Here is a 24,160-nt window from a genome sequence, read left to right as displayed (position 1 = left end):
AGCCTGATCTATTTATCAAGTTGTTGTGAGTATACACCGCTGACCCGGTAATTGTCAACCACTGAAACCATATTATTTCAAACGGTGGCCATTTTTATTACAATTATCCTTTGCCCGAATAGTCGCCCACTTTCGCGAAACGGCTGTTTTCTTCGTGAATTGTTGTGAGTATAGACTTTAATATCTGTTAGAATAAACTAGCTTTAAATGTAGAATTCAAGTGATGATGCGATCGTCACTCAATTTAGCATAACCCTGTAAGGAGAACATTCATGAAAAAAACACTACTTATCCTGCTTTTATTTGCCCTCTTCATCCCAATTCAACCCGCCCTCGCCGAGACAGAAATCGTCCCGGTCTTATCCCGCGGCCACATTGAAAACTTAGGTGATTATCCTGCCGACCACACCTGGATCGAAAGTCCGGAGATAATTGGCACCGTTGGCCAGAGTAAACGTATCGAAGGCTTCGAATTAAAACCCGATGCGGACGTGGCCTCGGAGATTGAACTACGTTACAACGTCCATGTTCAAAACATCGGCTGGCTCTATGATGAAAATGATCCCAGCACTTGGGCCAAAAACGGCGACTATGCCGGCACCCGCGGCAAGGGACTGCGCATTGAAGCGATCAAAATTGTTCTGCTTGACACCACCGGCAAACAGGTATCCGGTTATCATGTCCGTTACCGCGGTCATGTCCAGAATATTGGCGATTTGCCAGCCGCTTCGGAAAAATGGTTCCTTGATGGTGAACAGCTTGGTACCGTGGGCAGCTCGCTTCGCCTTGAAGCGTTAAAACTGGAAATTGTCAAGGATGCCACGACTGGCACCGATTTAAGTGCCTACACTGCCCTGATAAAACAAATTGAAAGTTTAAACGAATCCGACTTTAGCAAAACTTCCTGGAATAATCTGCAATCCGTTGTTTCTCAAAACAAGATTGATAAGCAAAGCAGTTCTACTGAAATCGCCACCGCCATTGCAACTATCCAAAAGGCGATGAACCAGCTTGAAGATTTGACCCAATCAACCATTTACAGTAAAGCCGGTAGCTATGGACCAAGTAGCGGAAGCGAATCGATCAATCAGGATGTAATTGTCACCACCGGTGATGTGACGCTTCAGAACTTAACAATTGATGGCAATCTGATCATTGATGAGGCCGTAGGCAACGGTAACGTGACCTTGAACAATGTCACTGTTTCCGGTGAGCTGCGGGTTCGTGGCGGCGGCCAGAACAGTATTCACATTAACGGTGGCGACTATTCAAAAATTCTGATTGAACAGGCTCCTGACGGCGGTGTCCGGATTGTTGCCACCGGCCTTGACGGAGTGCCAGTTATCCTAAGCGAAAACGCTGCTGGCGAAACCCTGATTCTTGAAGGCGAATTCGATTCAGTCACAGTCAATGCTCCCAATGCGGTGATTAAAACCCAGGGGCAGACCAGCATTAAAACCCTGGATGTCGGCGAAGACGGCCAAAATACCGCCATTGAACTTGGTAGTACCACCTCCGTAACAAGCCTGGCCTTGTCAGCCCCCACTAATATCACTGGTAGCGGTAAGATCAGCAAAGCCGATATTTCTTCAGACAATGTCAGCTTTGAAAAGGCTCCCGATAATTATACGGTTGACCCCGAGGTAGTGGTGCCACCTGTAATCCCCACCCCAGAACCAACACCTCAGCCGCAACCCGGGGGCAGCGGTGGTGATAACGGCGGTGGCGGTTATACCCCACCGAGCAAAATCAGTCTGAGTGTGACCACTGTCCCAACTGTCAGCCCATCTAAAACCTACGATGGTACTACCGCCACCGATGTAACCAATCAGCTACTCGACAGTGCAGCCATCACTGGAATTGCGATCGGTGATACCGTAACCGTTACCGCCACGGCTACCTATGACAATAAAAACGTCGGCAGCAATAAGGATATCACCATCACCTACAATCTATCCGGAGCTGCTGCCAGCAAGTACAATCCCCCGGCGACCACGACAATCAAGGGCGAGATTCTAACAAAACCCCTGAGCCTCCCGACAACACCGATCTCAAAAGAGTATGACGGAACAACGATGCTTGACACCGTGATTACCGAAGACATAGGCCAGCTGGCCGCCGATAATCTCACGATCTCCCGAACGGCCACCTATTTAGACAACAACGTAGGAGCCAATAAAACGGTAAACTGTTTCTACACCCTGTCGGGAAACGATGCCGAAAATTACAGCGCCCCGGCCGACCACTCGGGTACCGGAACCATTACCAAAAGAACCCTGACGGTCTCTTGCACCAGCCTGAATATCAATAAAACCAAAACCTATGATGGCAGCACTGACGTGTTTAATGGCAAGGGCAAAATTCAAGCTGGCAATAACGTGATCAGCGTGGCAACCGGTGTGGCAGCCGACCCCACTATTATCGTCACGGCCACCGCTGCTTATGATAATCAAAACGCCGGCGACAACCGAACCATTACGATTAGCTATTCAATTGACAGCACCTCTGCCAACAATCGCTATCAGGTCCCAGCGACAGAAACCATCAGTGGGGCTAACATTACCGCACGGTCATTGACAATAGCAGCTCCCACTCCGGTGGCCAAAGCCTACGACGGCACCGCCAATGTCTTTACAGAGGTCAATAATACGGGTATTATTTATAATACGTCCGTCCCAGCCGGCAATATTGCCGACACGGATTCTGGCAAGGTGACAGTCACCGCCACCGCCACCTATGATACCGGCAAGGATGTTGGCCCCGCTAAGCCAATAACCATCCGCTACACCCTTTCTGGGGATGCTGCCGGGAATTATCAGCCACTGCCCGATGATCACAGCAAAACCGCTGCCATTACCCCACTGACGCTAAATACCGGAACCGTGTCAGAAAAAACAAAAGAATATGACGGTACCAGCACCGCTAAACTGAATGTAAATGTCAGCTGCAGCGATAACAACGGTCTATTTGCCTCTGAAGCAGGCAAAACACTTTTATCCAAAGTAGACTCAAAATACTATACCGACAGCGCTTGTCAAACTGAAACCAGTAAGCCCTCAGATGCAGCTAATCTTTACATCAAGTACACCATTACTCTGGAAGGCACTTCAGCCAGCAATTATGTTTTTGCTGATAACCAATCCAGCTTAACCGGCACGACAAATGGCGGCAGCATTACCAAGAAGAAACTATCGGTTACCGCTGAAGCGATGGGGCTACAAACCGAGAAAGACTATGATGGCAACGTCAGTGCCAGCTCTACTCTCACCACCATCACGGGCGGTACTGGCATGACCGGGATTATCGGCAACGAGCAGGTCACCGCGACGGCTTCAAGCCATTATGATAGCGCCGATGCCGGTAACCGTACTATCACTACCAGCTTTTCGCTTTCCGGCCCTGATGCCGGCAATTACCTGATCGATCCCCTGATCAGTAGCGGTAAGATCAATCCGATTCAGCTAAATTATACCGGGGCCTTGCCTGATAATATTTCGAGTTACGCATCTAAAACTTACGACAGCACTCAAACAGTAAAACTCAATGGCGTTTATATTCAAGATCAGGATGTCACATCTGACGTTAACGGCATCCTTTCAGGTGAAACAGCCAAAGTCACCGCGACTGCCACCTTTAATGATAAAAATGCCGGCCCCAATAAGCCGGTCACGATAACCTATACGGTTAATTCCACCAATTATCTGGCCCCGCCCGCCAATACTGGTACAATCACGACCAGTATCGACAAAAGGATGTTATCTTACGACGACAGCCTCCAGCTGGAAACCCTTAAAAAATGGGATGGCAAGACTTCGGCCATAGTCATCGATGCGAAAATCAGCCCCGCCACCGACTCATATTCCGGGATTGTTGCAGGTGATACCGTGTCGCTAGCTGCCTGTAGCGGGGAATACTATTCTGGAAATGCACCAACTTCAGCCGTCACACCGGATGATAGTTGGTACGAGATCCGCTTAACCCCCACCCTGAGCGGGACTGATGCCGGTAATTATCAGATGGAAACAAAAACTGCAACTGGCAAGATTCTACCGAAAAGCGGCTTGGTTACCGCTAGTTTCAGTGATAGTAGCTGGTCTTCATGGGGTAAAACTTGGGGCGATTACCAAACCCTGACCATGCCAGACGGGATGAAACTCTTTATGTGTACATACAGCACTGACGGTATTGGAACCTTCTACGGACTTGGCTCCGATGGAAAAATTTATACCGCTACGACTGCTGTAGATGCAACTGCCATTAAAGACTTTAGCCTACTTAACACAACTAATTATGATGGTGCAAATATTTTATCAGGCTACCAGGTCTTTGGCCTTGATGCGGATGGCACGCCATTGGCGGTCGGTTCTGATGGAATGATTTATTTTTGGTCTAATCAAGAATGGGCACCTGAGAGCCAATCGAAGGTAACCCTTCAAGGCAGTGGAGCACCGATCAACCCTACCTATTATAAAGATAATGACAGTAAAGAATACCTGATCTATCAGGACAGTTCCGGCAACCTCTACAAAAGTCTTTTTGGCGGTTCGGGAGCTACTAGTATTTGTACCGCTCCGAAGCCGTTGTCCACTTTTACCAGTGAGTTGATCGATTACAATGGCTCTACTATCGTCCTGTTCGCCTACTAAATCCAGCAATCAGATTCAAGAGATTCAATTGTAAGCGTCAATTGTATCCCACATACCCAAACAGAATAGAATCTGCTAAAATCACCTCAGTATAAAGCTGAAGGTGATTTTTATGTTAAACAGTGAAAAAGAGATAAATCATAAAAAATGGGTTGGGAGTATAGAAGCCTAGGAGCGCAGCGGATTAGAGCAGAAAAAAATTGTGTGAAGTAAATCAGGTTAATTATCATAACTTCCAGTACTGGAGACAGCGTCCGAAAAAGAAAAGCGCCCTTTAGGAAGGTGTCTTGCCATCTGGGCCAATGTTTTGGATTAACTATTGCCGACACTGTTTAGAAGAGACAACAATTTTTACACAGGCACCTTGTGGGGTGTTTTCTAAGAACAACTGTCCTGAATGTTTTTGTGCCACTTTTTCGGCAATAGAAAGACCAATTCCATAATTTCGACTACCTGTCCGGCTTGTATCCTGTTGCCAGAACATTTCCTTTGCATGGTGTATCGCTGTTTTTGAAAAGCCAGGCCCTTGATCCTGAACGCTAAATAATGTTTCCTGTTCATTTTGGCATGCAGAAATAGTAATATATCCTCCGGTTTTAGTAAAGCGTATCGCATTTTCGACAATGTTGATCAGCGCGCGGGCCAGCATGGAAGGGTAAACCATTATTGGGCATAAATTCTCGCTATACACATACTCGAGCGATATTGACTTATCTTTAGCCAGTGGAGATAGAATCGCGTTAAGTTCGCCCAACATTGGGACAATAGCAGTCGTCTCCATTACTTCATTATCCATATCAATAATCGAGACCTGCTGCAAAGCACCCACATACTGCTGTACCCGCATTCCTGCGCTAAATATAGAGTTGACCAGCGCAGCCTGTTTCTCTTCCAAAAGATCTTCCAAAAGTAATTCGGCGTTACCATTGATTACTGTCAACGGTGTCTTTATGTCATGGGCAAGGGCGGCAATTTCTTGTTTGCGTTGTTGTTCCGATTCCCATTGTCTGATAAGCGTATCTTTCAGAATGCTCCGCATATCGTCCATTGATTGCAGCGCGTGGTTAAATTCATTTATGCCCACAGATGTGGTGATTGGTGTATCCAGGTCTTGCTGTGCGATTTGTTTGCTGGCATTTTCTACCAAGGCTAACTTATTACCCAGCTTTCGACCCATGCTACGAACAAATAGCAGGAAAAATAAGACCGATGCCATAACTGCCAAAAACAACATGATCAGTTCCGCATTGGGCAAAACGTTTTGCAATGTTGGATTGGTAAAGCTAGCCACATAGCGCCAAGTGAAAAGGCAACGGCTTCCATCCTCATAGAATACATACACGCCTGTGCCATAGGTTACGTTCTCAGCTGTATATCTTGAAACCTCCTGTGAAAGGGTACTTCCCTCCAGGGAAGATGCCCTTACATTTCCCTCTTTGTCAAAATAGATATAATCGTACAAAGTGGGTTCTAAATCATTTGTGAACATCCCACTCTCGCTTTGCCGGTCTATTTCCACCCTGGCTTCCCTCTCTCCTGCATTGGCTGGCGCAATAACGCCAGCTTCCATGCAAAGAAAAAGGATGATGAATGCCAATGCAAAGATAACAACGATTCCGACAAAAAACAGCAGTAGCGTGCGAGTGAAATAGCCTTTTAAACCGATTGCTTTTCTCTTTTCCAACGGTATCCAATCCCCCATACGGTTTCTATCGGCTCAGCTCCATAGGGTTTTAGCTTTGCACGGATATTTTTAATATGCTCCACAATGACACTTTCGTCTGATTCTCCATCATATCCAAAAACCACTTCATATATTTGGCCTTTGGAAAACACCTGTCCAGCATGTTCCATTAAGGTGGCGCAGATGGCATACTCACTTTTGGTAAACGCAATGGCGATATTTTTATATAGCACCCGCTTTCCGGACACATCCAATACCAAATCCCCCAGGCGCAACGTGTGTAGATGACTGCGGGATTCCCTGCGTAAATGTGCGGCCACCCGTGCCCGTAGCTCCGCAACCGAAAACGGCTTTTGAATATAGTCATCAGCGCCAAGCCCAAGACCGTGCACCAAATCATCTTCAGCCGTTCGCGCTGTAACAAAAAGAATCGGTATATCGATTGTGTCTCGGATACGCTTACAATAGGAAAATCCATCTTCACCAGGCATCATGACATCCAGTAAAATCAAGTCGGCAAGACGAGCCATTTCCGGCGATACTTTACAGGTTGCCGTCACTGTTTGCACCAAATGACCTTCCCGCTCCAGTGCCGTTTTTATAAAAGCCAGAATTTCTGGTTCATCATCAACAGCTAAAATATGTGCCATCGTATCCCCCCTGTATTCTTAATTATACAATGATCCGGGATAAGAAGACAACCGACCATTTATTCATCGTTTTTTCTCCCTTCCCAACGGTGAAACCATACAAACAGAACTGCCAGCATCAACACGGTCACTATTGCAGCTACGACTATGCCTAACTGTATGGCGGGCACTGTGCTCATATCGCCCTGCATCCAATACCTGGACAACAGACTGACAAGGCGGACGCCCCAAGCGCTGGGAACATAAAACCAAATGGTTTCACCAAGCCCTGTAAGCATAAGCGCAGAAAAAAGAATTTCCGCAGCAGCCAATGCAAAGCTCACATTCCGACCAAACTGAAATCCCAGCCAGGTGTGAAACAGGTATTCGAAAACAGCACAGCCCCAAATAAGCAAAGCCATGCAAAGCGTGAGAGAAAGAGGAACTGAAAAACCCGGTATCCTGATTACCGCCACAACACTGTAGCCCAGGGTAACTATCAGACATGCTACAAGACCGCCAAGAATCAAAAAGATCAGTTCTGACAGCAGGTTCTTCATCCGTGATGGGGCGCTCAAAAGGAGGAACCCTCCTCCGGCTTCCACATCTTGTTCGGTGAGGATTGAGCAAATCCATGCCGCTAAAAGCGGATAGATGAGTGTTAACACCTGGTAATAGTTTACTGTAAATTTTTCCGGGGGATAAATGGTCATACTCTGGTATACCGTAAAGATCAGAATCCCCAATACAGGTATAGCAAGGTGAACACTAAAAAAAGGGGTTTTGGATAGCCTGATGGCATCAGAAGATAGTTGCATGCTAAACTTTTTCATTCTATTCACTCCTTCCATTAAACCAGATCTTTGTTAACAGAAGTGATACTGCAAGCAGAACGGAAGTAATGAGTATGCCGGGCAGCACCACACTGCTATCATGGAGCGGGCTGTCCGGAGCCATCAGCACACCATTGGGATTAATCCCCAGTATGGACGCCATTAAGCGGGCAGGTATTGCAAATGGAATAAACCAAAAACGGCCGCCAGCAATATCTTGAATCGAACAAATTATATTTACGCCAAGAATCCCCAAAAAAGTCACCACCGAATTTAGCTTGGCGGATAAGAACATTCCCAAAGGTATTTGCCATACCCATGCAATTGTTAAGACAAATGCGGCAGCCAGTCCCCGCCAAATAGGATACTGAGAACCAAAGAAAAGACCGGAAATGGTGGTCAGACCAAAAACGATGAGATTACCAATGAAAATATAAAAACAACCCGTCCAAACCTTTGCAAGCCACATACGCCCCTTCGGAACAGGCAAGGTAGCCACATTGAAAAACTGCATTCTTTTGTCTGGCTCGATCAGATTAATGCAAACCAAAGCCACCGTGACCGGAAGGAACATCATATACCACCAGTTATACGCACCTACCTGAGTCAATGCCCCGCCCATCAATACAATAGCCATGAGCACAACCAGCGATGGGAAAAGCACCAAGCTTTTTCTGCCAAAACTGCGGCGTCCCTTTATAAGCTCGGATTTTATAATATTTACCATTCTAGTCAGCCTCCCTGTTACTGCTCATGCGAACAACATCCATAAACAGGGCTTCTAGTGAAGCGGTATCATTGGGAAGTTCTCCCTGATAGCCTAACCGCCCATTGGCAATGATGCCGATTTTATCGACTGTGTTCTCAACCTCAGAGAGAATATGACTTGACAGAATAACGGTGATGCCTTGTGCAGGGAATGAGCGTATCAATTCACGTAGTGATTGAATACCCATCGGGTCAAGTCCATTGGTTGGTTCGTCCAAAATAAGCAGCTTGGGGTGGTTCAGCAAAGCTCCGGCAATGCCCAAGCGCTGTTTCATACCCATCGAAAATTGCCGGGCTTTCTTTTTTCCTGTGCCTGTTAAATCTACGATATGTAGCACCTCGTCAATTCGGGCTTTCGGTAAGCCTAATGCTGTGGTTCTCACCAGCATATTTTCGTAGGCTGTGAGGTTTCCATACAGCGGGGCACTTTCTATCAATGCGCCGATTTCAGACAAATCTTTTCGTTGCCACGGCCTCCCTTTGTATCGTATTTCTCCTTTTGACGGCTTTGCAATACCGGTTATCATTTTCAGGGCAGTGGATTTTCCCGCCCCGTTAGGCCCCAGCAATCCGTATACAGTATTTTCCGGGATAGATAGCGAAAGTCTATCCACAGCATTTTGCCCCTGATATGTTTTTGTGAGCGCTTCAGTTGTTAGAATCATATTTGACATAGTTGTATCTCCTTTCGATAAAGCAACTATATCAGGAGACTATAAGGAATTTATAAGGATTAGAAACTCACTCAAAATAATCACTACCTGAATGTAGAGGGCGCAGAAAGAAGAATCCTGTCAAAACTGGTCAGTCATTCCCCGTTCCTTTTAACCTTAAACCGCAGTACGGTCTTACGTTTATCCACGCTTGTCCGGCGGTGATCTGACAAATAGATTTCCCGGTGGGTTTTATCAATCCGCAAATAGCCATGGTCTTTGCAAAAAGTTTCCATCCGTTCAAAGCTGGCCGGCTCAGCATCATAGCTGCCCAGATGCAGCATCTGACAACAAAGTCCTTCATTTAGCTCTTCAACCTGAAGACCCTCAAGCCAGGGATTGGGCTTTTTCTTTTTCACCTCATCAAGAAATCGCTTGGCCAAATCAGCCGTTAAGAAATCCGGCTGACGAATCATAATGGTATAAGCATAATTGCTCTTGTCGGTACTGTCTTTAGTCTTATCCACCAGATCCCAGACTCCTTCAAGGGGGAAAACCGCATAATCATAATACCCCTCGGGAACCGTCTTGCCCTTATGTGACATTTTAACGGCATAACTAAAACTGTAAAGTGCGGCCACCGCCTCGGTAAATTCTTCTCCGTTGGGATCCCCCTCGCCCTTAATTAGGGCAAAGGGAATTGCTGGCACGTCAATGATTAACGGCTGCCTCTTGGGAAGGTACAAGTCCTTAAACTGCTTTTTATATTCCACCTTTTCCACGAATAAACCTCCTTTTAATTAAGCGAGATATAGATGTGTATCTCGGCGTTTTCCATGTCTTCGCCTGGCTGATATTCCTCAAAATCACAGCCAAATTTCCGGTCAAGGGACATCTCCCAAAGCTTCATCCAAAACTCTCCCACTGCCTTTTGAACATCCCCATGGACAATGAATTTTGCATAGTTTCCAGGCATAATGGTTTCAATCGTAACCTGTTCGGGCTGCAAAACCCCGTTTTCTACCTCGCAGCCGACCATAACATCGTAAGCACCCAACTCAGCCTTTTCGTAATTGGTATAAAGCCCGATACACTTTTCATTCGTTTTACCTTTTAACAATGCATCAATTCCACCACCATAAAACTGTTGCCAGGTTGCGCCAATCTTTTCACCCATCTGGGGATCGGTATTACTGGTTCTAATTCTTAGTCCCGCCACTTTTTTTTCGTCCAATTGCACTAATTCATATTCCATAATGTATACCTCTTTCCTTCATAAGATAGCTTCAGTATACACCCTTTAATATGACATCTGATGTCATATTAAACATATTTTTTTAAACTATTGACCAGTTTTTTTCTGATCTGCTCCCGCAACCACAAGGGCTCCATCACCTCAACCGCATCCCCATAGGACAATAAATACCCTTCAATCCAGCCATCCTCCGGCAGTCTGACTGAAACGATAAAGCTATCATCTGCCTGCTTTTCTATGGCCTGCTGATCAAATTCATCATAGACCCGAAAAGCCATCGATGCCTCAATTTTAAGAACCAGTAAAAACTCCTGGGGTGTTCTCTTAAACAGCTCAAAGTCCACCTGGGGAGGAGTCTCCCGAACAAAGTATTCTGCCAGAACTTCCAGATTTCTGATACGGCTGACCTTAAAAAAGCGGTTTTCTGCTTTGCTCAGACAAAATCCGTACAGGTACCAAGCCTGTCCTTTAAAGAGCAGCTTGAGGGGCTCAATCGTCCGTGTGGTCGCTTCGCCATAGGAACTGTAATAGTCAAACCGAATACGCTGGTATTTTAATATGGCATTTTTCAGGTGATTAAATTTCTCCTGCTCTTCCAAACCACTGCCCCAATTCGAAAAATCCACATCAATCCAATCAGCATTGTTTTTTTCAAACAAGACTGCCAGTTTTCTGAGCACCGGCTCCACCTCCGGCACATTGAGCGCCTTCATGCCCTGAAGCGATGAAAGTACATTGATTTGGTCATTTTCCGATAATACGGATTTTTGTATGACATAATTACTTAACAGGCAAATTCCTCCGCTTTTGCCTTTTTCAGTATAAATGGGAATCCCGGCCGCACTCAGAACCTCCACGTCCCGATAAATAGTGCGCATGGATACTTCAAAGTAATCGGCGAATTCCCGGGCTGTGACCTTTTTCTTTTCGATGAGCATATAGACCATTTCAAACAAGCGATTGACCTGCACGAGCACTTCCTCCAAATTGACTGTTAATATTTTTGTTCGGCGTTTTTCTTTCAATTTTATCTTATTATATTGGTTCCGATTCTCTTCGGGTTAGTTTATCCATTCATTGAACCCTCTATTTCGCATATTAAAACACCATCAATACTTCAATTATACTTATAGTATACTAAAAATACTGATGTTGTCATTTTTTTACCCTACAAAAAAAACGCTACCCACACGGGACAGCGTTTAAGCTATATCCAAAGTCGAAATGAAGTGCTGAAAATTAGCACTTCTGATTGTGTGGCCATGAGCGGACTGGCTTGCCTGTCGGATTCATTCGCACAAAGGATCAGACCCCTGGGTCACAATAGAAATTCAATTGGCCGGTACTGAGCTTGTCTTCCAACTCAACGCTGTCACAAGAACTGCGTTACGTTTTAATTCACAATAATCTGTTTTAAATATTTTATAACCAGATCGGCAAAACGATTGATGTCCTTGATGTAGGCAAAGTCCTTGCCATAGATCAGCTTTTCGGCCATCAGATCCTGCTCCTTGCCGGTGAAAACGCCCAGCACCATAATCCCCTGCTGCCGGGCAAAACGAACTTCCCGGGCGGTGTCGGCAATGGCCACCCGGCCCCGGTAGGCCTCGGCTAAATCATTGACCTGGCCCTTACCAACCTTGATATCGTTGGGCCGTCCATCACTGAGCACAATCAGGATCTTGTTATCCTCCCGGCGTTTAATCAAATCTTCACAGGTCGCCTTAATGGCCAAACCATCGCGATTGTTTCCGGAGCAATAATATTCAAAAATATTATCATTGGCTGAAAGCGGTGATTCGTAATCCCGGAAGCGTTTGATCACCGTATAATCCAAGAAACTTGAAAAACCCAGCACCCGGTTGGGTAGCCCCAACTGGGTTAAGGCCATCGCCAAAATATAGGCCTGAATGGCTACCTTGGACTGATTACGCCGCTGGGAACCGCTGGAATCGATGAGAATATCCACCACAAAGCTGCCCTTGTTATTATCGATATTCTTGACAAAGACCTTATTGTTGCTGCTGCGGCCAATCCGCCACAGTTTGCTGGGGATCAGCTGGCCAGAATCCGACGGGATGGCGTCGACAATTTCCTCCTGCACCAGGGTCCGGGACATGCTCTCCCGCAGCTTATTGATATTGCGCTTGAACACCTTGTAGTTGGCCCGAAACACATCAGTATTTTTAACCTGATGCCGCTGTACATATTTTTGCTGAAATTCATTATCACTATCGCTACGAATTACGCCATCAGTCATGTGAATCCGACAACTGCCGTGAGCCCCTTTACAAACCCGGTTCTGCAGCTTTTTAACCTCGCTGATTTCTAAAAAAGAGTTGCCGTAATAATAGGCCACCTTTTCATAGATTTTTTCAATGTCCTCTTCCTGAACCCGCAAAATCCGGTTGTCGGCGTCATTGGATAGGCTGGCCATATCGCCCTGGGATTCGCCCAGCAGGGCTTCGGCAATTTCTTCAATCGAGGCTTCAATATCCAGGTCTTCGGGATCTTCAAACATTTCTTCCAGCATAAAGTCCGAAAAATCACCACGGATATGATTTTTATTGTGACCGGATTCGTAAGCTTCACCGCCCTCACCCTCGACAAACAGCGGGAAATATTTCATATAAAGATCTTCAATGCCTTTAAGCAATTCGATGGTATCTTCCCGCTTCTGTAATGCCATTAGGTCATTGGCAATACTCCGCGTCTCGGTATCGACCATCGGGGTTTTGCCGATTTTTTCAAGAATCATGGCGTGGCGAACCTTTTCGAGCAGATCATCGGTGTGGAGCTTGTAATAATTGGAAAGAATATCGTCATAGGCGTTTTTACGGATATCATAAACCCCGGGGCGTTCGGCAATAATCTTTTCTTCCACCACCACATCACTGCCCATGGCAATCAGGCTTAAGAGAATATCCTTATTAAAACCGGCCCGATGGCGACTGATGACGTATTTTTTAACGGCTGGCCAGTTAATGTATTTGCGTCGTCCCCCGGCGGTGACAGCATGGTAAAGGGCGACATTTTTGGAAATAAAACTTTTCTCACCACTGTCCATGTTTTCGTCATAATCGCCGGAAATAGTCCACATCAGGTTGGCCACCCGATTGTCAAACTCATAGTCTTCGTAAATCCATTTGGCATCCTTCACAGCGCTTTCCTCCCTTCCCTGGATTGTGGCGTTTTAGTGGGTAAAGACATCAGATGCTTCCCAACTCTCCCGGATCCGGGTTTTGATGACATCCAGGACAATTTCCTTTTCAAACTGGTCAAAGGTTTTGCCGATAACACCCATATCCACGGCCAGCATTGGTTTGAGCCCCCGACGGATGGTTTTTAAGCTACCGATAATCCCCCGGAGATCCACCGATTTGGTTGAAATTTCGGAGTTTTTCGATTTTGCCTGAAGATCCAGAAAGATCCCAGCAAACTGCGGCAGGATTTCCGGATTGGCATCGGGGAAATATTCTTTTAGAATAATCATCAGAGTGTCTTCTTCAATCTGCGGAATATCAATGGTCATAAATCGGGAGACCAGGGCTTCGTTAAGCTCTTTGGTGCCAGCATATTCATAGTTCATCGTGCCGATAAAGCGGGTGGCATCGTGGAGCTTGATTTTTTCGTAACCCGGCACATCAATGACCTTGCGGTAATCAAGCGCCGAGTGAAGCACCACCAGAGCATCATTTTTGGCCATATTGATTTCGTCAAACACCCCAAAGCCGCCATTAATGGCGCACTCATAGACCGATCCCCGACGCAATCGAACCTCGTTATCAATAAAGGTATCGGTACCAATCAGGCTGGAGCTATCGGTGTTGACATGGAATGAGGTGTTCCACTGGGGCCGGTTAAAGAGCTCGCAAATATTGTCAGCCAGAACATTTTTCCCGGTGGCCTTGGGGCCGGAGAGCAGGATGTTCTCCCCCTCTAAAATGGCGGTAATGCACATCGACCAGATGTCCTTGCCATAAAAAACGGTTTCAGTACTGGGAACCCGGTCCTGAAGGCGATCTTCCAGTTTATAAAAATGTTTGAAGTACTTTATATCATCGAGCAGTTTCTCGCTGATTCCCTGTTTTAATAGTTCCTGTGTTAATCTCATTTCTTTTTTCCTTTCGCTAATGCTCTGCACTCATTCTGCAACGATTTATTTAGAATGATTTGAATATAACACAAAACCCAGCGGAATGGTTAGAAAAAATGCAAAACAACAAAAATTTATATCTTTTTTAGCCTTTAAGCTTAAACCACTCCATCATGGTCATTCATTTATAACCAATTATGTAAATGTCAAACTGTAGGCACCTATGCATAAAAAAAGCCCGACTCCAGGAGGAGCAGGACTCGAAATTTTGGTTTATCAACTGGTTTTATAACAATCCGGCGAAAGTGTTTTTGACCAGGGGAGGAATTGATCAATTAATTCGGGATGGTTCACCAGATCGGTGTTGGCCATCGCTTTAAGAATATAAACCAGGTAGTTGTAGGGTTTAAGTTGATTGCTTTTGGCCGACTCGGTAAGACTGTAAATCATGGCGCTGGCTGTTGCACCTTCAGGAGTATTATGCATGACCCAGTTTTTACGTCCGATTGTAAAGGGGCGGATACTGCGTTCCGCACGGTTGTTTGTTAATTCCAGGCGACCGTCTTTAAGGATGTTCTCCAGGTAAGTCCATTGATTCAGGGTATAATTCACGGCATCGGACAGATAGGATTTTGGCAGGGCATTGGCCTTCATTCTGACGAGCCAGTCATGGAACGCCGCCATCACCGGTTTCAGCAAGGTCAGCCGCTTTTGTTGTCGTTCGGCTGGGGTACAGTCGGCAAGCTTCTTATCGATATGAAAAATGGTATCACAAAATTGAACCCCTTCATACGAAGCCGTCCGTTTCTGTTCTTCTTTTGATAAGGATTTAATGGCCTCGGAAAAGCCCCGCCTGACATGTGCCAGACAGCCGACCACCGTGATATCCGGAGTCAGCCGATGATAAACCTCATAACCATCAGCATGAAGAAAACCTTTATAGGTTCCCAGAAAGCTGAGCGCCGCTTCCTTGCTTCGGGTGGGATGATAGTCATAGTAGACCATCGGAGTTTCATCATGAACTCCGGTACAGTAGACCCACATATAACTTTGGCTGGTTGCCGGGCGATCGGTTTCATTGGCAACTGAAACGGTGGTCTCATCCCCATGCAAAATATCCCGGGTAAGCATGATTTCCCGCATCCGCTGATAGAGCAGTAAAAAGTAGTCTTCGGCACAGCGCAGCAACCAGTTTGACATGGTCTGCCGGGAGAGTGCGACACTGTACCGTTCAAACTCCTGCTGCTGCCTGGCCAGCGGCATGGCACAGACGTACTTGGCATTGATAATGGCAGCAACCAGCTCCGGTGTCGTAAAGCTGCCGGGAATCAGGGTGTTTGGCATCGCGGCGCGAACAAAGGGGATTTTTAAATCAATCCCATCGTCATGTCTGGCGCATTCGCGGCAGGTATAGACATGCCGACGATGTTCCTCCACTTCAAACCGGGCGGGAATAAATTTAAGCAGGCGGGTGATTTCCACTTTCATATCGTGAAGGGGATGACTGCAATTGGGACAGATGCGCTCCGACTCCGGCAGTTCATGTTCAATGACAATGGTCGGCAGACTGGAGAAATCCTGTTTCCGTTTTCCCTTAGCTTTTTTATTGCGGGGTTTCTTCGCATCAGCCAGGACATCAGAAAGATCCGGCTCAGCAACAGAAAAATCTGCGGCCGCTTCCGGTTCGTTGAAGAAAGAGAGCTGATCACAGCCGTCGGGATAAACGACTTTATCAGAGCCTGATCCAAATTTCTTGTGAGTCAGGAGACGGATCTGTTCCATTGCCCAGGCCAGCTGGGTTTGATTCTGGATCAGCTGAACCTGCAGGTCATTGCAGGTTTTCAGCAACTCATCATAGGTCAATGATTGTGTATTTAAAGATTGCTTTTGAGGTGCTTCTGATTGATTTTTCATGGACTTATTATACCACAAAACCACTCAAAAGAACAGACAATTCGTCAGGAAAATCGCATAATAGTGGGATTTATGATGGTTTTTAAAGCCTGATGGATTAGATAATCAAGCGCTTGTTAACGGCCCGGTGGGCTTGCGGCTGTTCCAGCGAAAGGCCATCCAGAAGCCAGCGCAACTGCCGATCGGAAATGCCTTTGACGGTTTGAGATTCATTAAACACCCATTTAAATGTACCCTGGCTGAGCTTGCGATAGTAAAGCCACCAGCCATTGTTTGACCAGCGGAGGATTTTTGCTTTATCTCCCTTTCGGTTAAAAAAAACATAGAGATGATTGGCAAAGGGATCCATGTCGAAAGTCAGCTGTACCAGCGCCGAGAGTCCATTGATCGATTTTCGCATATCACAGGGAAAGCAGGCAACATAAACCTGATCAATCAGTGCTGTGTCAATCATATCCCCTGAAGCGTTTGGATCACAGCGGATAAGACGGTGGGCTCAAAACCCCGCTGTAGACTGATTTCAAAGTTATTGACCCGGATAATTATTGGGGTTGAATCAACGCTTGTAGCTTTATCAATCAGTTTCATGGTTGCCCAGGCCTGTTCCGGCTCTGGCTGATCGGCGTCTTTGATTCGTCGCAACCAGTAACGCAGGGTGGATACCTTCATTGTATTCACTTCGCACCAGGTTTCTGCTGATTGGCCGGAATTCCGATAATCCTCAATCTGCTGGCGACGAAATAGAAACAGTTCATCTTTGGACATTAATAAATACCTCCGTTTATTAATCTGATGAAGGTATTATCGCATGAATTTGTAGTGGGAAATATGTGTGTACTATTTGACATTAACCCAATTATTGCGCCTCCCATAAAAAGAGCGATCCCCAAATTGAGGATTGCTCTTTGTTAGCTTGCTTTCAATTTTTTTCGATCGCTTCCAGCACTTGCGTCATTCCCTGTTCGGCATTCGCAACAACCTCGGCAATTTCTTCCCGGGTAATATCATCCAGATGGAATCCGGCCACCACGGTGCAGACGCAATGCAAGTTTTGGGAAACTTTTTTAGCCAGCGGTATCGCCAGGGCATCGTCTTTATGCGACTGGGGAGTATAGCTGCTCAACCGGCCATCATCGCCAATGGCGGTGCAACCGATATGGGCATCCCCGCCGGTTAAGAGAATCAGAATATCCTTACCCACGGGCGTAATCTCATAATTCAACGCCGTTTTCCCGGTGCCCTGAGTCAGCTTGATCCGCTCATCCATGGCTGGCCTCATGGCCCCAGCGAGTAAACAGATTGTGGGAGATCTTCAGCATATCAAAGACCTTGCCGACGCTTTGATTGATGATATCATCAATTGATTGGGGCTTGTGATAAAAGCCCGGCATTGGTGGCAGAATAATCCCGCCAGCTTCGGTAACTGCTGTCATATTACGCAGATGAATCAGCGTTAAAGGCGTTTCCCGGACCATCAGAATCAGCGGTTTACGTTCCTTTAAGGCGACATCGCCGATCCGGACGATCAGGTTGTCGCTGAAGCCGTTGGCAATCCCGGCCAGGGTCTTCATGCTGCAGGGCGCAATCACAGTAGCGTCGATACCATAGGAACCGCTGGACACAGCGGCCGCCATATCCCGGCTGTCGTAGACGCAGTCAGCCAGTGACAGCACATAGTCTTCAGTATAACGGGTTTCCAGACCAATGGTTTTGGCTCCCCATTCGCTTAAGATCAGCGAAACATGGTGTTCAGTATCCCTTAAGGCTTCCAGCAGCCGGATGCCATAAACAACACCGGATGCGCCGGTAATTCCCACTGCAATTTTCATGAATTGTTTCTCCGTTTTTCTGTTTTTTCAAAATCGATGCCGGTGTCACCAATGATGACCCCGTAAACTGCTTCAGCGGTTTCTCTGGAAATGATCTCGTCTTGGACATCATCATAGACTTTTTGCGGCGATCGCTTGAGCGGATCGCCCCAGCCGCCGCCACTGCTGGTGTTTAAATAAATCCGATCACCCTTCACTGCATGGCGGGGCGCTTCTTTGCTTTCCATGATAATCTGTTCGCCGTCATGAACAAAGACGCTGCGGTTTAGGCTGCCCGGATGACCACCCCGGAGGCCGTAGGGGGCAAATTTAATGCCGTCGCCAAAATTAACTACATCACCTGTTTCAGCGGTGATCTCAAAGGCGTATTTCATGCCGCTGCCACCCCGGTATTCACCAGCCCCGGCGGTATCATGGTCCATCTCATGATGCAGGGTCAGATGGGGGTACTGGACCTCGTTGGATTCGATATTAGGGGCCTTGACCCCACCGAAGTTCGATAAGGTGGCCATATAGGGTTTGCCGTCGTGGCCGGCCATGGCCCCGCCACTACCCAGCGAACAGAAGGAAAAGCCGACATAATAACGATCATTCCGGGGATCAACGCCATAAAAGGAGGGTCCCAGATAACGATGGTAACCCGCCGATACCCGGCCCGACTGGGCCTGATCCAGGGCTTTAAAAATCGTTCCAATGATTTCGCTGGCCGGGGTCAGGGTGCACAGGGTCATCGGCGCCGGAAGCCGGGGATTGACCAGCGAACCCGCGGGCAGATTGACTTCGATGCAGCGAAAAGCACCGCTGTTTCTGGGAATGTCTTTGCCCAAAAACCATAAGGCCGCGATCCCAGAAGCGCAAGTGGCCGTTACCACCGAAGTATTGATAAAGCCTTTGACCTGGGCGTCAGTGCCGGTAAAATCCACCACCATCCGATCCCCCTTGATGGTCACCGCCACGGCGATTTTGACCGGTTCAGTTTGAAAACCGTCATCATCAATATAGTCTACCGCGCTGTAGGTGCCGTCAGGAATCGCGGCAATCCGCTGACGGGTCAGGGTTTCGGTCTGAAGCAATGATTCCTGAACCGCTTTTTTAACGGTAGCGATTGAATAGGTACTTAACATCTCTTTGATCCGTTTAGCCGCCAGCCGGTTGGAACCGATCTGGGCCAGAAAATCGCTGGTTAGCATCTCGGGATTTCGGGTATTCAGGCAGATCAATTCCAGTACATCGGTAAGCATTGCCTTGTTTTTCATCAGCCGGGTCGGCGGAATCCGCAACCCTTCCTGAAAAATCTCCGTCGCCTTGGGGTTGTAGCTGCCAGCGGTGGAACCACCGATGTCGCCGTGGTGAGCCCGGCTGACGCAGAAAAACAACAGCTCATCCTCGTAAAATACAGGCGTAATAATGCCGATGTCCGGTAGATGGTTGCCGCCGTCGTAAGGATCGTTGATGATAAACACGTCACCGTCGGCGATGGCTCCACCGAATTTCCGCAGTACCGCTTTGACACTGAAAGACCCGGCGGTAGCCAGAATTGGAATGCCGCTGAGTTGGGAGACCAGGTCGCCAGCCGCATCGCAGATGCAGCAGGCAAAATCACAGGCTTCAGCAAAAATCGGGGAATGAGCCGAGCGCTCCAGGGCGATGCCCATTTCGCTGGTGATGCTGTCGAGCCGGTTCATAATTACGGTGCGGTTAATGATATCGTCAGTTCGCTGATTCATGGGTGGCCTCCTTTCTGAGCGCGAAGATGCCTTCATCTTCCTGAATACAGAAAAAGCCTAGGGGCACAATCAAGGTCGTATAGACAAAATCAATCAACGCCGGACCGTTAATGCGTTTTGTTAAATCGCCCTCGCGGTAAACCGGGACACTGATCTCACCGTGACTGTTAAAGACTTCCCCGGCAACGGTTTTGGTAGTCACTCCAGTTATGGCTATTGTAGTGGGGAATAGGATATTCGCTTGATCGCATTCGGAACAGGCCAGATGCAGATCGATGATTTCCCAATCCTTGACTTCAGCATATTCATAAATGGCTTCATGGGTTTGATAGAACGCCTGCTCGACATCTTTGATGCTTTCGGGACTGAATTCACCCAAGGTCCAGGGCACCGAGATCTCGTGGTGCTGACTGACATAGCGCATTTCCAGCATCAGATCAAAGCGCTGGCGGTTTTTCGCTACCCCCAGTCGTTTAAGCTGCGCCGTTCCTTCCGCTTTCATCGCCGCAACCATGGTGTTCAGGCGCTTGGCATCCCAATTTCTTTTTTCCATCAGAATACTCTGGTTGATGTCATAACGGCAGGCCGCGCCCAGCATTCCCCAGGAACAGAAGACCGGTCCCTGTACCGGTATCAGGGCTTCCGGCATTTGCAGGGATTCCATAATCCGGGCGGCAAACAGACCAAAGGCGCCACCGGCACTGATCAGGCTGTAAATTCGGGGGTCGTTTCCTTTCTGGGTGGTCACCAGCCGCATGGCATCGGCCATCATTTCGGCGGTGATGCTGTAAATAATCCGGGCGGCATCCTGCACCGAAAGATTTAAAGGATCGGCGACCTTTTCCTTAATCGCTTTAACCGCCTGTTCCATGGATAGTGGCAGCTTGCCGCCGAGGAAATTATCGCCGTTGATGAGTCCCAGCACCAGTAGGGCATCAGTAACGGTGGGGTTCTCACCGCCCTGGTTATAACAGGCCGGGCCAGGAATCGAACCGGCGGAATCCGGACCAATTTGCACCCGGCCACCGGCTTCGACATGGGCAATACTGCCACCGCCAGCGCCGATCGAGCGGATATCGATCATTGGTATGCTTAAGGGATAGCCATCCAGCTCGGTTTGGGGCACTAGTTGATTGACCCCGCCGCTGACGACATGAAGGTCAAAGCTGGTTCCACCCATGTCCGCCAACACCGTATGGGTTCGGCCCAGAGTTTTTCCCAGGGATTCATTGCCCACAGCACCGCCAGCCGGCCCGGATAACAGGGTTTGTACCCCAAAGCTTTCCAGATCCCCCGAATCGCTGAGGCCGCCGCTGTTTTTCATAATATGAACCGGCTTATCCCAGCCAAAAGCAGCCAGTTCTTTTTTGACATTCTTCAGATAATCGGCCAGCACCGGGGTGCAATAGGCATTGATCACCGTGGTGGTGGTGCGCTCGTACTCCCGGATTCGGGGTGAGACTTCTGATGATAACGACACAAAAACATCGGGCAGTTCCTCCCGGATAATTTCAACCGTCCGTTTTTCGTGCGCTGGATTAAGAAATGAAAACAGATAACACACCGCAATGGCTTTTACGTCAGCTTCCCGACATTTCTGACAGGCTGCCCGAACGGCAGCTTCGTTAAGCGGTTTAATGATCTCACCCTGATAGTCCATCCGCTGTTCAATCCCCAAGCGCAGCCGCCTCGGCACCAGCACCATCGGGTTTTCAATGGCCAGATCCCACTGATTAGCCAACTGGGACCGGCGAATTTCCAGGGCATCCCGAAATCCCTCGGTGGTGAACAGGGCAGTTTTAACCCCTTTTTTCTCCAGCAGGGCATTGAGAGCCAGCGTCGTCCCCAACGAAATTTTTTCGGTCTGGGCCAGTAGTTTTTCCAGATCGGTTCCCCAAGCCACCGCCAATTCTTTAAGCCCGGCCAGAATCCCCTGAGCCGGGTGATCATGATTAGTGGGGTTTTTCAAGGCAATCCGCTGTTCAGCCTGGTCCCCGAAACAGCCCACCGAGGTGTAATCGGTAAAGGTGCCACCAGTGTCAATCGCAATTTTTATCATCTTTGGCCTTCTTCTATTTTACGTATTTAAATAATCGTTTGATGTCTTCAATGACATTTTCATCGATATCGATTTTGGGTGAGTAACCGCTAAGCGGTTTGGTGGCATCGATGCCCATTTTGGCCGTCAGACCATCGTCGCCGGTGGAAGGGTCCAGGGTTTCGCCCATCATATTGGGGAAGATCATGACGCCCTTGTCGGCCTGCAGTCGGGTGGCCATGGCCCACAGCACTTCCTGTTCATTGAAGACATCGACGTCCTCATCCACGACAATGACCATTTTAATATGATGGTCCATGCCTAAAGCGGTTAACATAACCTGTTGCGCCTGACCTTCAGCCGTTTTCTTCATCGATACATAGCAGTGGAAAATCCCACAGGAAGATAGGGGCGAATGAACGGCCTTGATGTTGGGCAGATTCTGTTTTAAAAACTTGGTAATATCCCCTTCCCGCTGGATCGAGACAATGGTAATGTGCTCACTGCTCATGGCTGGTGTCAGATCGTGGAAAATAGGTTTTTCCCGGTAACGGATGGCATTGACCTGGAAAACATTTTCGGTGCTGCGGAAACAGGCATAATTGGTGTATTCGGCAAAAGGACCTTCCGGTTCCCGAACACTGCAGAGCACTTCCCCTTCCAGTACAATTTCGGCATAAGTGGGCACATTCAGATCCATGGTGGCACAGGGGGAAACTTCCAGAGGCTCGCCAAATAATCCACCGATGGCACCGTATTTTCCCAGATGATAAGGAATCGAAGCTTGCGAACCCAAGGCAATATTAGGATGAACCCCAATACAGATGGCGGCTTTCATGTTTTCGCCCCGTTCTTCACTCTTTCTGAAAAATTCCCACATCCGCTGACGGGAATGGAAGGAAATTCCCAGCTTGTTTTTTCCTTTTAACTGCAGCCGATGAAAACCCAGCGTTTCACAGCCAGTCTCCGGATCTTTGGCCACGGTCAGACCAGAGGTAATATAGGGGCCAGCATCAATGGGAAAATGAGTGATAATTGGCAGCTTAGTTAAATCAACGTCATCGCCAGTAATCAAATGAGCATTACAGGGTGGGTTCTCGACCACCTTAACATCATCAAAACGATTCTTGATCCGTTCGGCAAACTCAAACGACAGGTCTTCGGTTTTAACGCCCATCGCTTTGGCAAACCGGCCCTTGGTACCGAGAATATTGGTTACCACTGGAATATCGCCGCCTTCCACCTGATCAAACCACATCACCGGATATTTCCGCTGTTTTTCCAGCTCCATCATCAAGGTACTGATTTCATATTCCCGCTTGACGGGCTCTGTTACATGGCAGATTTCACCATCTTTATCCAACTGTTCTAAAAACACACGTAAATCCTGACGCATCTTCGATTTCTCCTTAATTGCGATTGAATAAACTACTTGTAAAACTACAAATTGCTTTGGCACCTGTTTTACAAAAACAGATACCAAAGCAGTTAAAATTTCGTTATTTTATTTTTAGCTTAACCAGAATTATTTTACCATACCTGATTTCAGCAAGGCATCATAAACTTTCTTTTCTGCCAGCGTTGCCAATGGCCAGGTTACAGCGATGGTTATCAGGCTGGATACCGCCGCAACACTTACCGGCAGACCTAGAATCAAAACCAGACCCACTCCCACAATGGCATTTCCTAAAACACAAACACCACCCTGAGCCAGAATGTGATGCGACCATTTGGTCATGTCACATTTTACCGCCACGAAAGATACCCAGATGGACGCAATGCCGTTGGCAAAGATAAAGGTTGGCCAAAGGGGGGTATACATGATTGAAATCAGGGCTTCCACTTCAGCGGCAATCAATCCACCTGGCTGTCTGTAAAGCAGGGTTAAAATGCCGGTAAAAAATGCCCATACGGTTCCATTAATCAGTAACATTCCCATTTTTCCCCAGGGCAGCATGTTATCGATCTGGCCGGTAATCTGGCAGGCGATCACAAAGACGATCCCCATGACGACGGCACCAATTAAAGATTTGGTGTCTGTTTTAAAAATACTTCTTTTTCCAATTGCTTGTTCGTTTTGCATGTTAT

The 24,160-nt window shown here is 47.5% G+C and carries 20 protein-coding genes; 1 reads left to right on the top strand and 19 read right to left on the bottom strand.

Going from position 1 to position 24,160, the window contains the following annotated elements; genetic code table 11:
- Positions 1-272 precede the first annotated feature (272 nt).
- A complete protein-coding gene (locus B3F51_RS10875) occupies positions 273-4,646 on the top strand; it encodes a YDG domain-containing protein (RefSeq protein WP_286947068.1) in 4,374 nt (1,457 codons plus the stop codon).
- A 316-nt stretch (positions 4,647-4,962) separates the two neighbouring features.
- Here B3F51_RS10875 and B3F51_RS10870 read toward each other — a convergent pair whose 3' ends face one another.
- The 19 genes from B3F51_RS10870 to B3F51_RS10780 form a co-directional block, all read right to left on the bottom strand.
- Positions 4,963-6,330 carry a sensor histidine kinase gene (locus B3F51_RS10870; RefSeq protein ID WP_286947066.1) on the bottom strand — a complete coding sequence of 456 codons (1,368 nt, stop codon included), beginning with the start codon at positions 6,328-6,330 and terminating at the stop codon, positions 4,963-4,965.
- The gene (locus B3F51_RS10865) at positions 6,303-6,980 is read right to left on the bottom strand and encodes a response regulator transcription factor (RefSeq protein ID WP_070369635.1); all 678 of its coding nucleotides are present in this window, start codon (positions 6,978-6,980) and stop codon (positions 6,303-6,305) included. The genes B3F51_RS10870 and B3F51_RS10865 overlap by 28 nt, the downstream gene beginning before the upstream one ends.
- 59 nt (positions 6,981-7,039) lie before the next feature.
- On the bottom strand, positions 7,040-7,792 hold the full coding sequence (locus tag B3F51_RS10860) for a lantibiotic immunity ABC transporter MutG family permease subunit (RefSeq protein ID WP_286947064.1): 753 nt from the start codon (positions 7,790-7,792) through the stop codon (positions 7,040-7,042).
- A gap of 1 nt (position 7,793) precedes the next feature.
- The gene (locus tag B3F51_RS10855; protein WP_286947062.1) at positions 7,794-8,519 is read right to left on the bottom strand and encodes a lantibiotic immunity ABC transporter MutE/EpiE family permease subunit; all 726 of its coding nucleotides are present in this window, start codon (positions 8,517-8,519) and stop codon (positions 7,794-7,796) included.
- A gap of 1 nt (position 8,520) precedes the next feature.
- Entirely contained in the window at positions 8,521-9,234 is a 714-nt protein-coding gene (locus B3F51_RS10850; RefSeq protein WP_286947060.1) for a lantibiotic protection ABC transporter ATP-binding protein, read from the bottom strand.
- A 134-nt stretch (positions 9,235-9,368) separates the two neighbouring features.
- Complete coding sequence (locus B3F51_RS10845) at positions 9,369-9,995, bottom strand: GyrI-like domain-containing protein (RefSeq protein ID WP_286947058.1); 627 nt, start codon at positions 9,993-9,995, stop codon at positions 9,369-9,371.
- Between the two features lie 14 nt (positions 9,996-10,009).
- Positions 10,010-10,468: a GyrI-like domain-containing protein gene (locus tag B3F51_RS10840; RefSeq protein ID WP_070369640.1), complete on the bottom strand. Its 459-nt coding sequence runs from the start codon at positions 10,466-10,468 to the stop codon at positions 10,010-10,012.
- A gap of 68 nt (positions 10,469-10,536) precedes the next feature.
- Positions 10,537-11,439 carry a helix-turn-helix transcriptional regulator gene (locus B3F51_RS10835; protein WP_228879009.1) on the bottom strand — a complete coding sequence of 301 codons (903 nt, stop codon included), beginning with the start codon at positions 11,437-11,439 and terminating at the stop codon, positions 10,537-10,539.
- Between the two features lie 422 nt (positions 11,440-11,861).
- Complete coding sequence (locus B3F51_RS10830) at positions 11,862-13,628, bottom strand: cobaltochelatase CobT-related protein (RefSeq protein ID WP_228879010.1); 1,767 nt, start codon at positions 13,626-13,628, stop codon at positions 11,862-11,864.
- 33 nt (positions 13,629-13,661) lie between these two features.
- A complete protein-coding gene (locus B3F51_RS10825; RefSeq protein WP_070369642.1) occupies positions 13,662-14,582 on the bottom strand; it encodes an AAA family ATPase in 921 nt (306 codons plus the stop codon).
- A 258-nt stretch (positions 14,583-14,840) separates the two neighbouring features.
- Positions 14,841-16,478, bottom strand: coding sequence for an IS66 family transposase (gene tnpC, locus B3F51_RS10820; RefSeq protein ID WP_286947054.1), 1,638 nt, complete (start codon positions 16,476-16,478; stop codon positions 14,841-14,843).
- 97 nt (positions 16,479-16,575) lie between these two features.
- A complete protein-coding gene (gene tnpB, locus B3F51_RS10815) occupies positions 16,576-16,932 on the bottom strand; it encodes an IS66 family insertion sequence element accessory protein TnpB (protein ID WP_286947052.1) in 357 nt (118 codons plus the stop codon).
- A complete protein-coding gene (tnpA, locus tag B3F51_RS10810; protein ID WP_286947049.1) occupies positions 16,929-17,243 on the bottom strand; it encodes an IS66 family insertion sequence element accessory protein TnpA in 315 nt (104 codons plus the stop codon). Before tnpA ends, tnpB begins: the two co-directional genes overlap by 4 nt.
- 154 nt (positions 17,244-17,397) lie before the next feature.
- Positions 17,398-17,745, bottom strand: a complete 348-nt coding sequence (locus tag B3F51_RS10805; protein WP_070369643.1) for a hypothetical protein — start codon at positions 17,743-17,745, stop codon at positions 17,398-17,400.
- Positions 17,738-18,307 (bottom strand): UbiX family flavin prenyltransferase, encoded by a 570-nt coding sequence (locus tag B3F51_RS10800; protein ID WP_070369644.1) that lies wholly within the window; start codon positions 18,305-18,307, stop codon positions 17,738-17,740. The genes B3F51_RS10805 and B3F51_RS10800 overlap by 8 nt, the downstream gene beginning before the upstream one ends.
- Positions 18,304-20,034, bottom strand: a complete 1,731-nt coding sequence (locus B3F51_RS10795) for a hydantoinase B/oxoprolinase family protein (protein ID WP_286947045.1) — start codon at positions 20,032-20,034, stop codon at positions 18,304-18,306. The genes B3F51_RS10800 and B3F51_RS10795 overlap by 4 nt, the downstream gene beginning before the upstream one ends.
- A complete protein-coding gene (locus tag B3F51_RS10790; protein ID WP_286947043.1) occupies positions 20,018-22,093 on the bottom strand; it encodes a hydantoinase/oxoprolinase family protein in 2,076 nt (691 codons plus the stop codon). The genes B3F51_RS10795 and B3F51_RS10790 overlap by 17 nt, the downstream gene beginning before the upstream one ends.
- 13 nt (positions 22,094-22,106) lie before the next feature.
- Positions 22,107-23,468 carry a UbiD family decarboxylase gene (locus tag B3F51_RS10785; protein WP_286947041.1) on the bottom strand — a complete coding sequence of 454 codons (1,362 nt, stop codon included), beginning with the start codon at positions 23,466-23,468 and terminating at the stop codon, positions 22,107-22,109.
- 129 nt (positions 23,469-23,597) lie between these two features.
- Positions 23,598-24,155, bottom strand: coding sequence for a hypothetical protein (locus B3F51_RS10780; protein ID WP_070369648.1), 558 nt, complete (start codon positions 24,153-24,155; stop codon positions 23,598-23,600).
- Between the last annotated feature and the right edge of the window lie 5 nt (positions 24,156-24,160).

Origin of the sequence: Acetobacterium sp. UBA5834 (assembly GCF_002435675.1) — a bacterium.
GTDB lineage: Bacteria > Bacillota > Clostridia > Eubacteriales > Eubacteriaceae > Acetobacterium > Acetobacterium wieringae.
Note: the sequence above shows the minus strand (reverse complement) of the source record. Positions and strands in the feature narration are given on the sequence as shown.

Coding starts and splice junctions, on each gene's coding strand:
- B3F51_RS10875 (WP_286947068.1), top strand. CDS start 273: ATGAAAAAAACACTACTTATCCTGCTTTTATTTGCCCTCTTCATCCCA.
- B3F51_RS10865 (WP_070369635.1), bottom strand. CDS start 6,980: ATGGCACATATTTTAGCTGTTGATGATGAACCAGAAATTCTGGCTTTT.
- B3F51_RS10860 (WP_286947064.1), bottom strand. CDS start 7,792: ATGAAAAAGTTTAGCATGCAACTATCTTCTGATGCCATCAGGCTATCC.
- B3F51_RS10855 (WP_286947062.1), bottom strand. CDS start 8,519: ATGGTAAATATTATAAAATCCGAGCTTATAAAGGGACGCCGCAGTTTT.
- B3F51_RS10850 (WP_286947060.1), bottom strand. CDS start 9,234: ATGTCAAATATGATTCTAACAACTGAAGCGCTCACAAAAACATATCAG.
- B3F51_RS10840 (WP_070369640.1), bottom strand. CDS start 10,468: ATGGAATATGAATTAGTGCAATTGGACGAAAAAAAAGTGGCGGGACTA.
- B3F51_RS10825 (WP_070369642.1), bottom strand. CDS start 14,582: ATGAGATTAACACAGGAACTATTAAAACAGGGAATCAGCGAGAAACTG.
- tnpC (WP_286947054.1), bottom strand. CDS start 16,478: ATGAAAAATCAATCAGAAGCACCTCAAAAGCAATCTTTAAATACACAA.
- tnpB (WP_286947052.1), bottom strand. CDS start 16,932: ATGATTGACACAGCACTGATTGATCAGGTTTATGTTGCCTGCTTTCCC.
- tnpA (WP_286947049.1), bottom strand. CDS start 17,243: ATGTCCAAAGATGAACTGTTTCTATTTCGTCGCCAGCAGATTGAGGAT.
- B3F51_RS10805 (WP_070369643.1), bottom strand. CDS start 17,745: ATGGATGAGCGGATCAAGCTGACTCAGGGCACCGGGAAAACGGCGTTG.
- B3F51_RS10800 (WP_070369644.1), bottom strand. CDS start 18,307: ATGAAAATTGCAGTGGGAATTACCGGCGCATCCGGTGTTGTTTATGGC.
- B3F51_RS10795 (WP_286947045.1), bottom strand. CDS start 20,034: ATGAATCAGCGAACTGACGATATCATTAACCGCACCGTAATTATGAAC.
- B3F51_RS10790 (WP_286947043.1), bottom strand. CDS start 22,093: ATGATAAAAATTGCGATTGACACTGGTGGCACCTTTACCGATTACACC.
- B3F51_RS10785 (WP_286947041.1), bottom strand. CDS start 23,468: ATGCGTCAGGATTTACGTGTGTTTTTAGAACAGTTGGATAAAGATGGT.
- B3F51_RS10780 (WP_070369648.1), bottom strand. CDS start 24,155: ATGCAAAACGAACAAGCAATTGGAAAAAGAAGTATTTTTAAAACAGAC.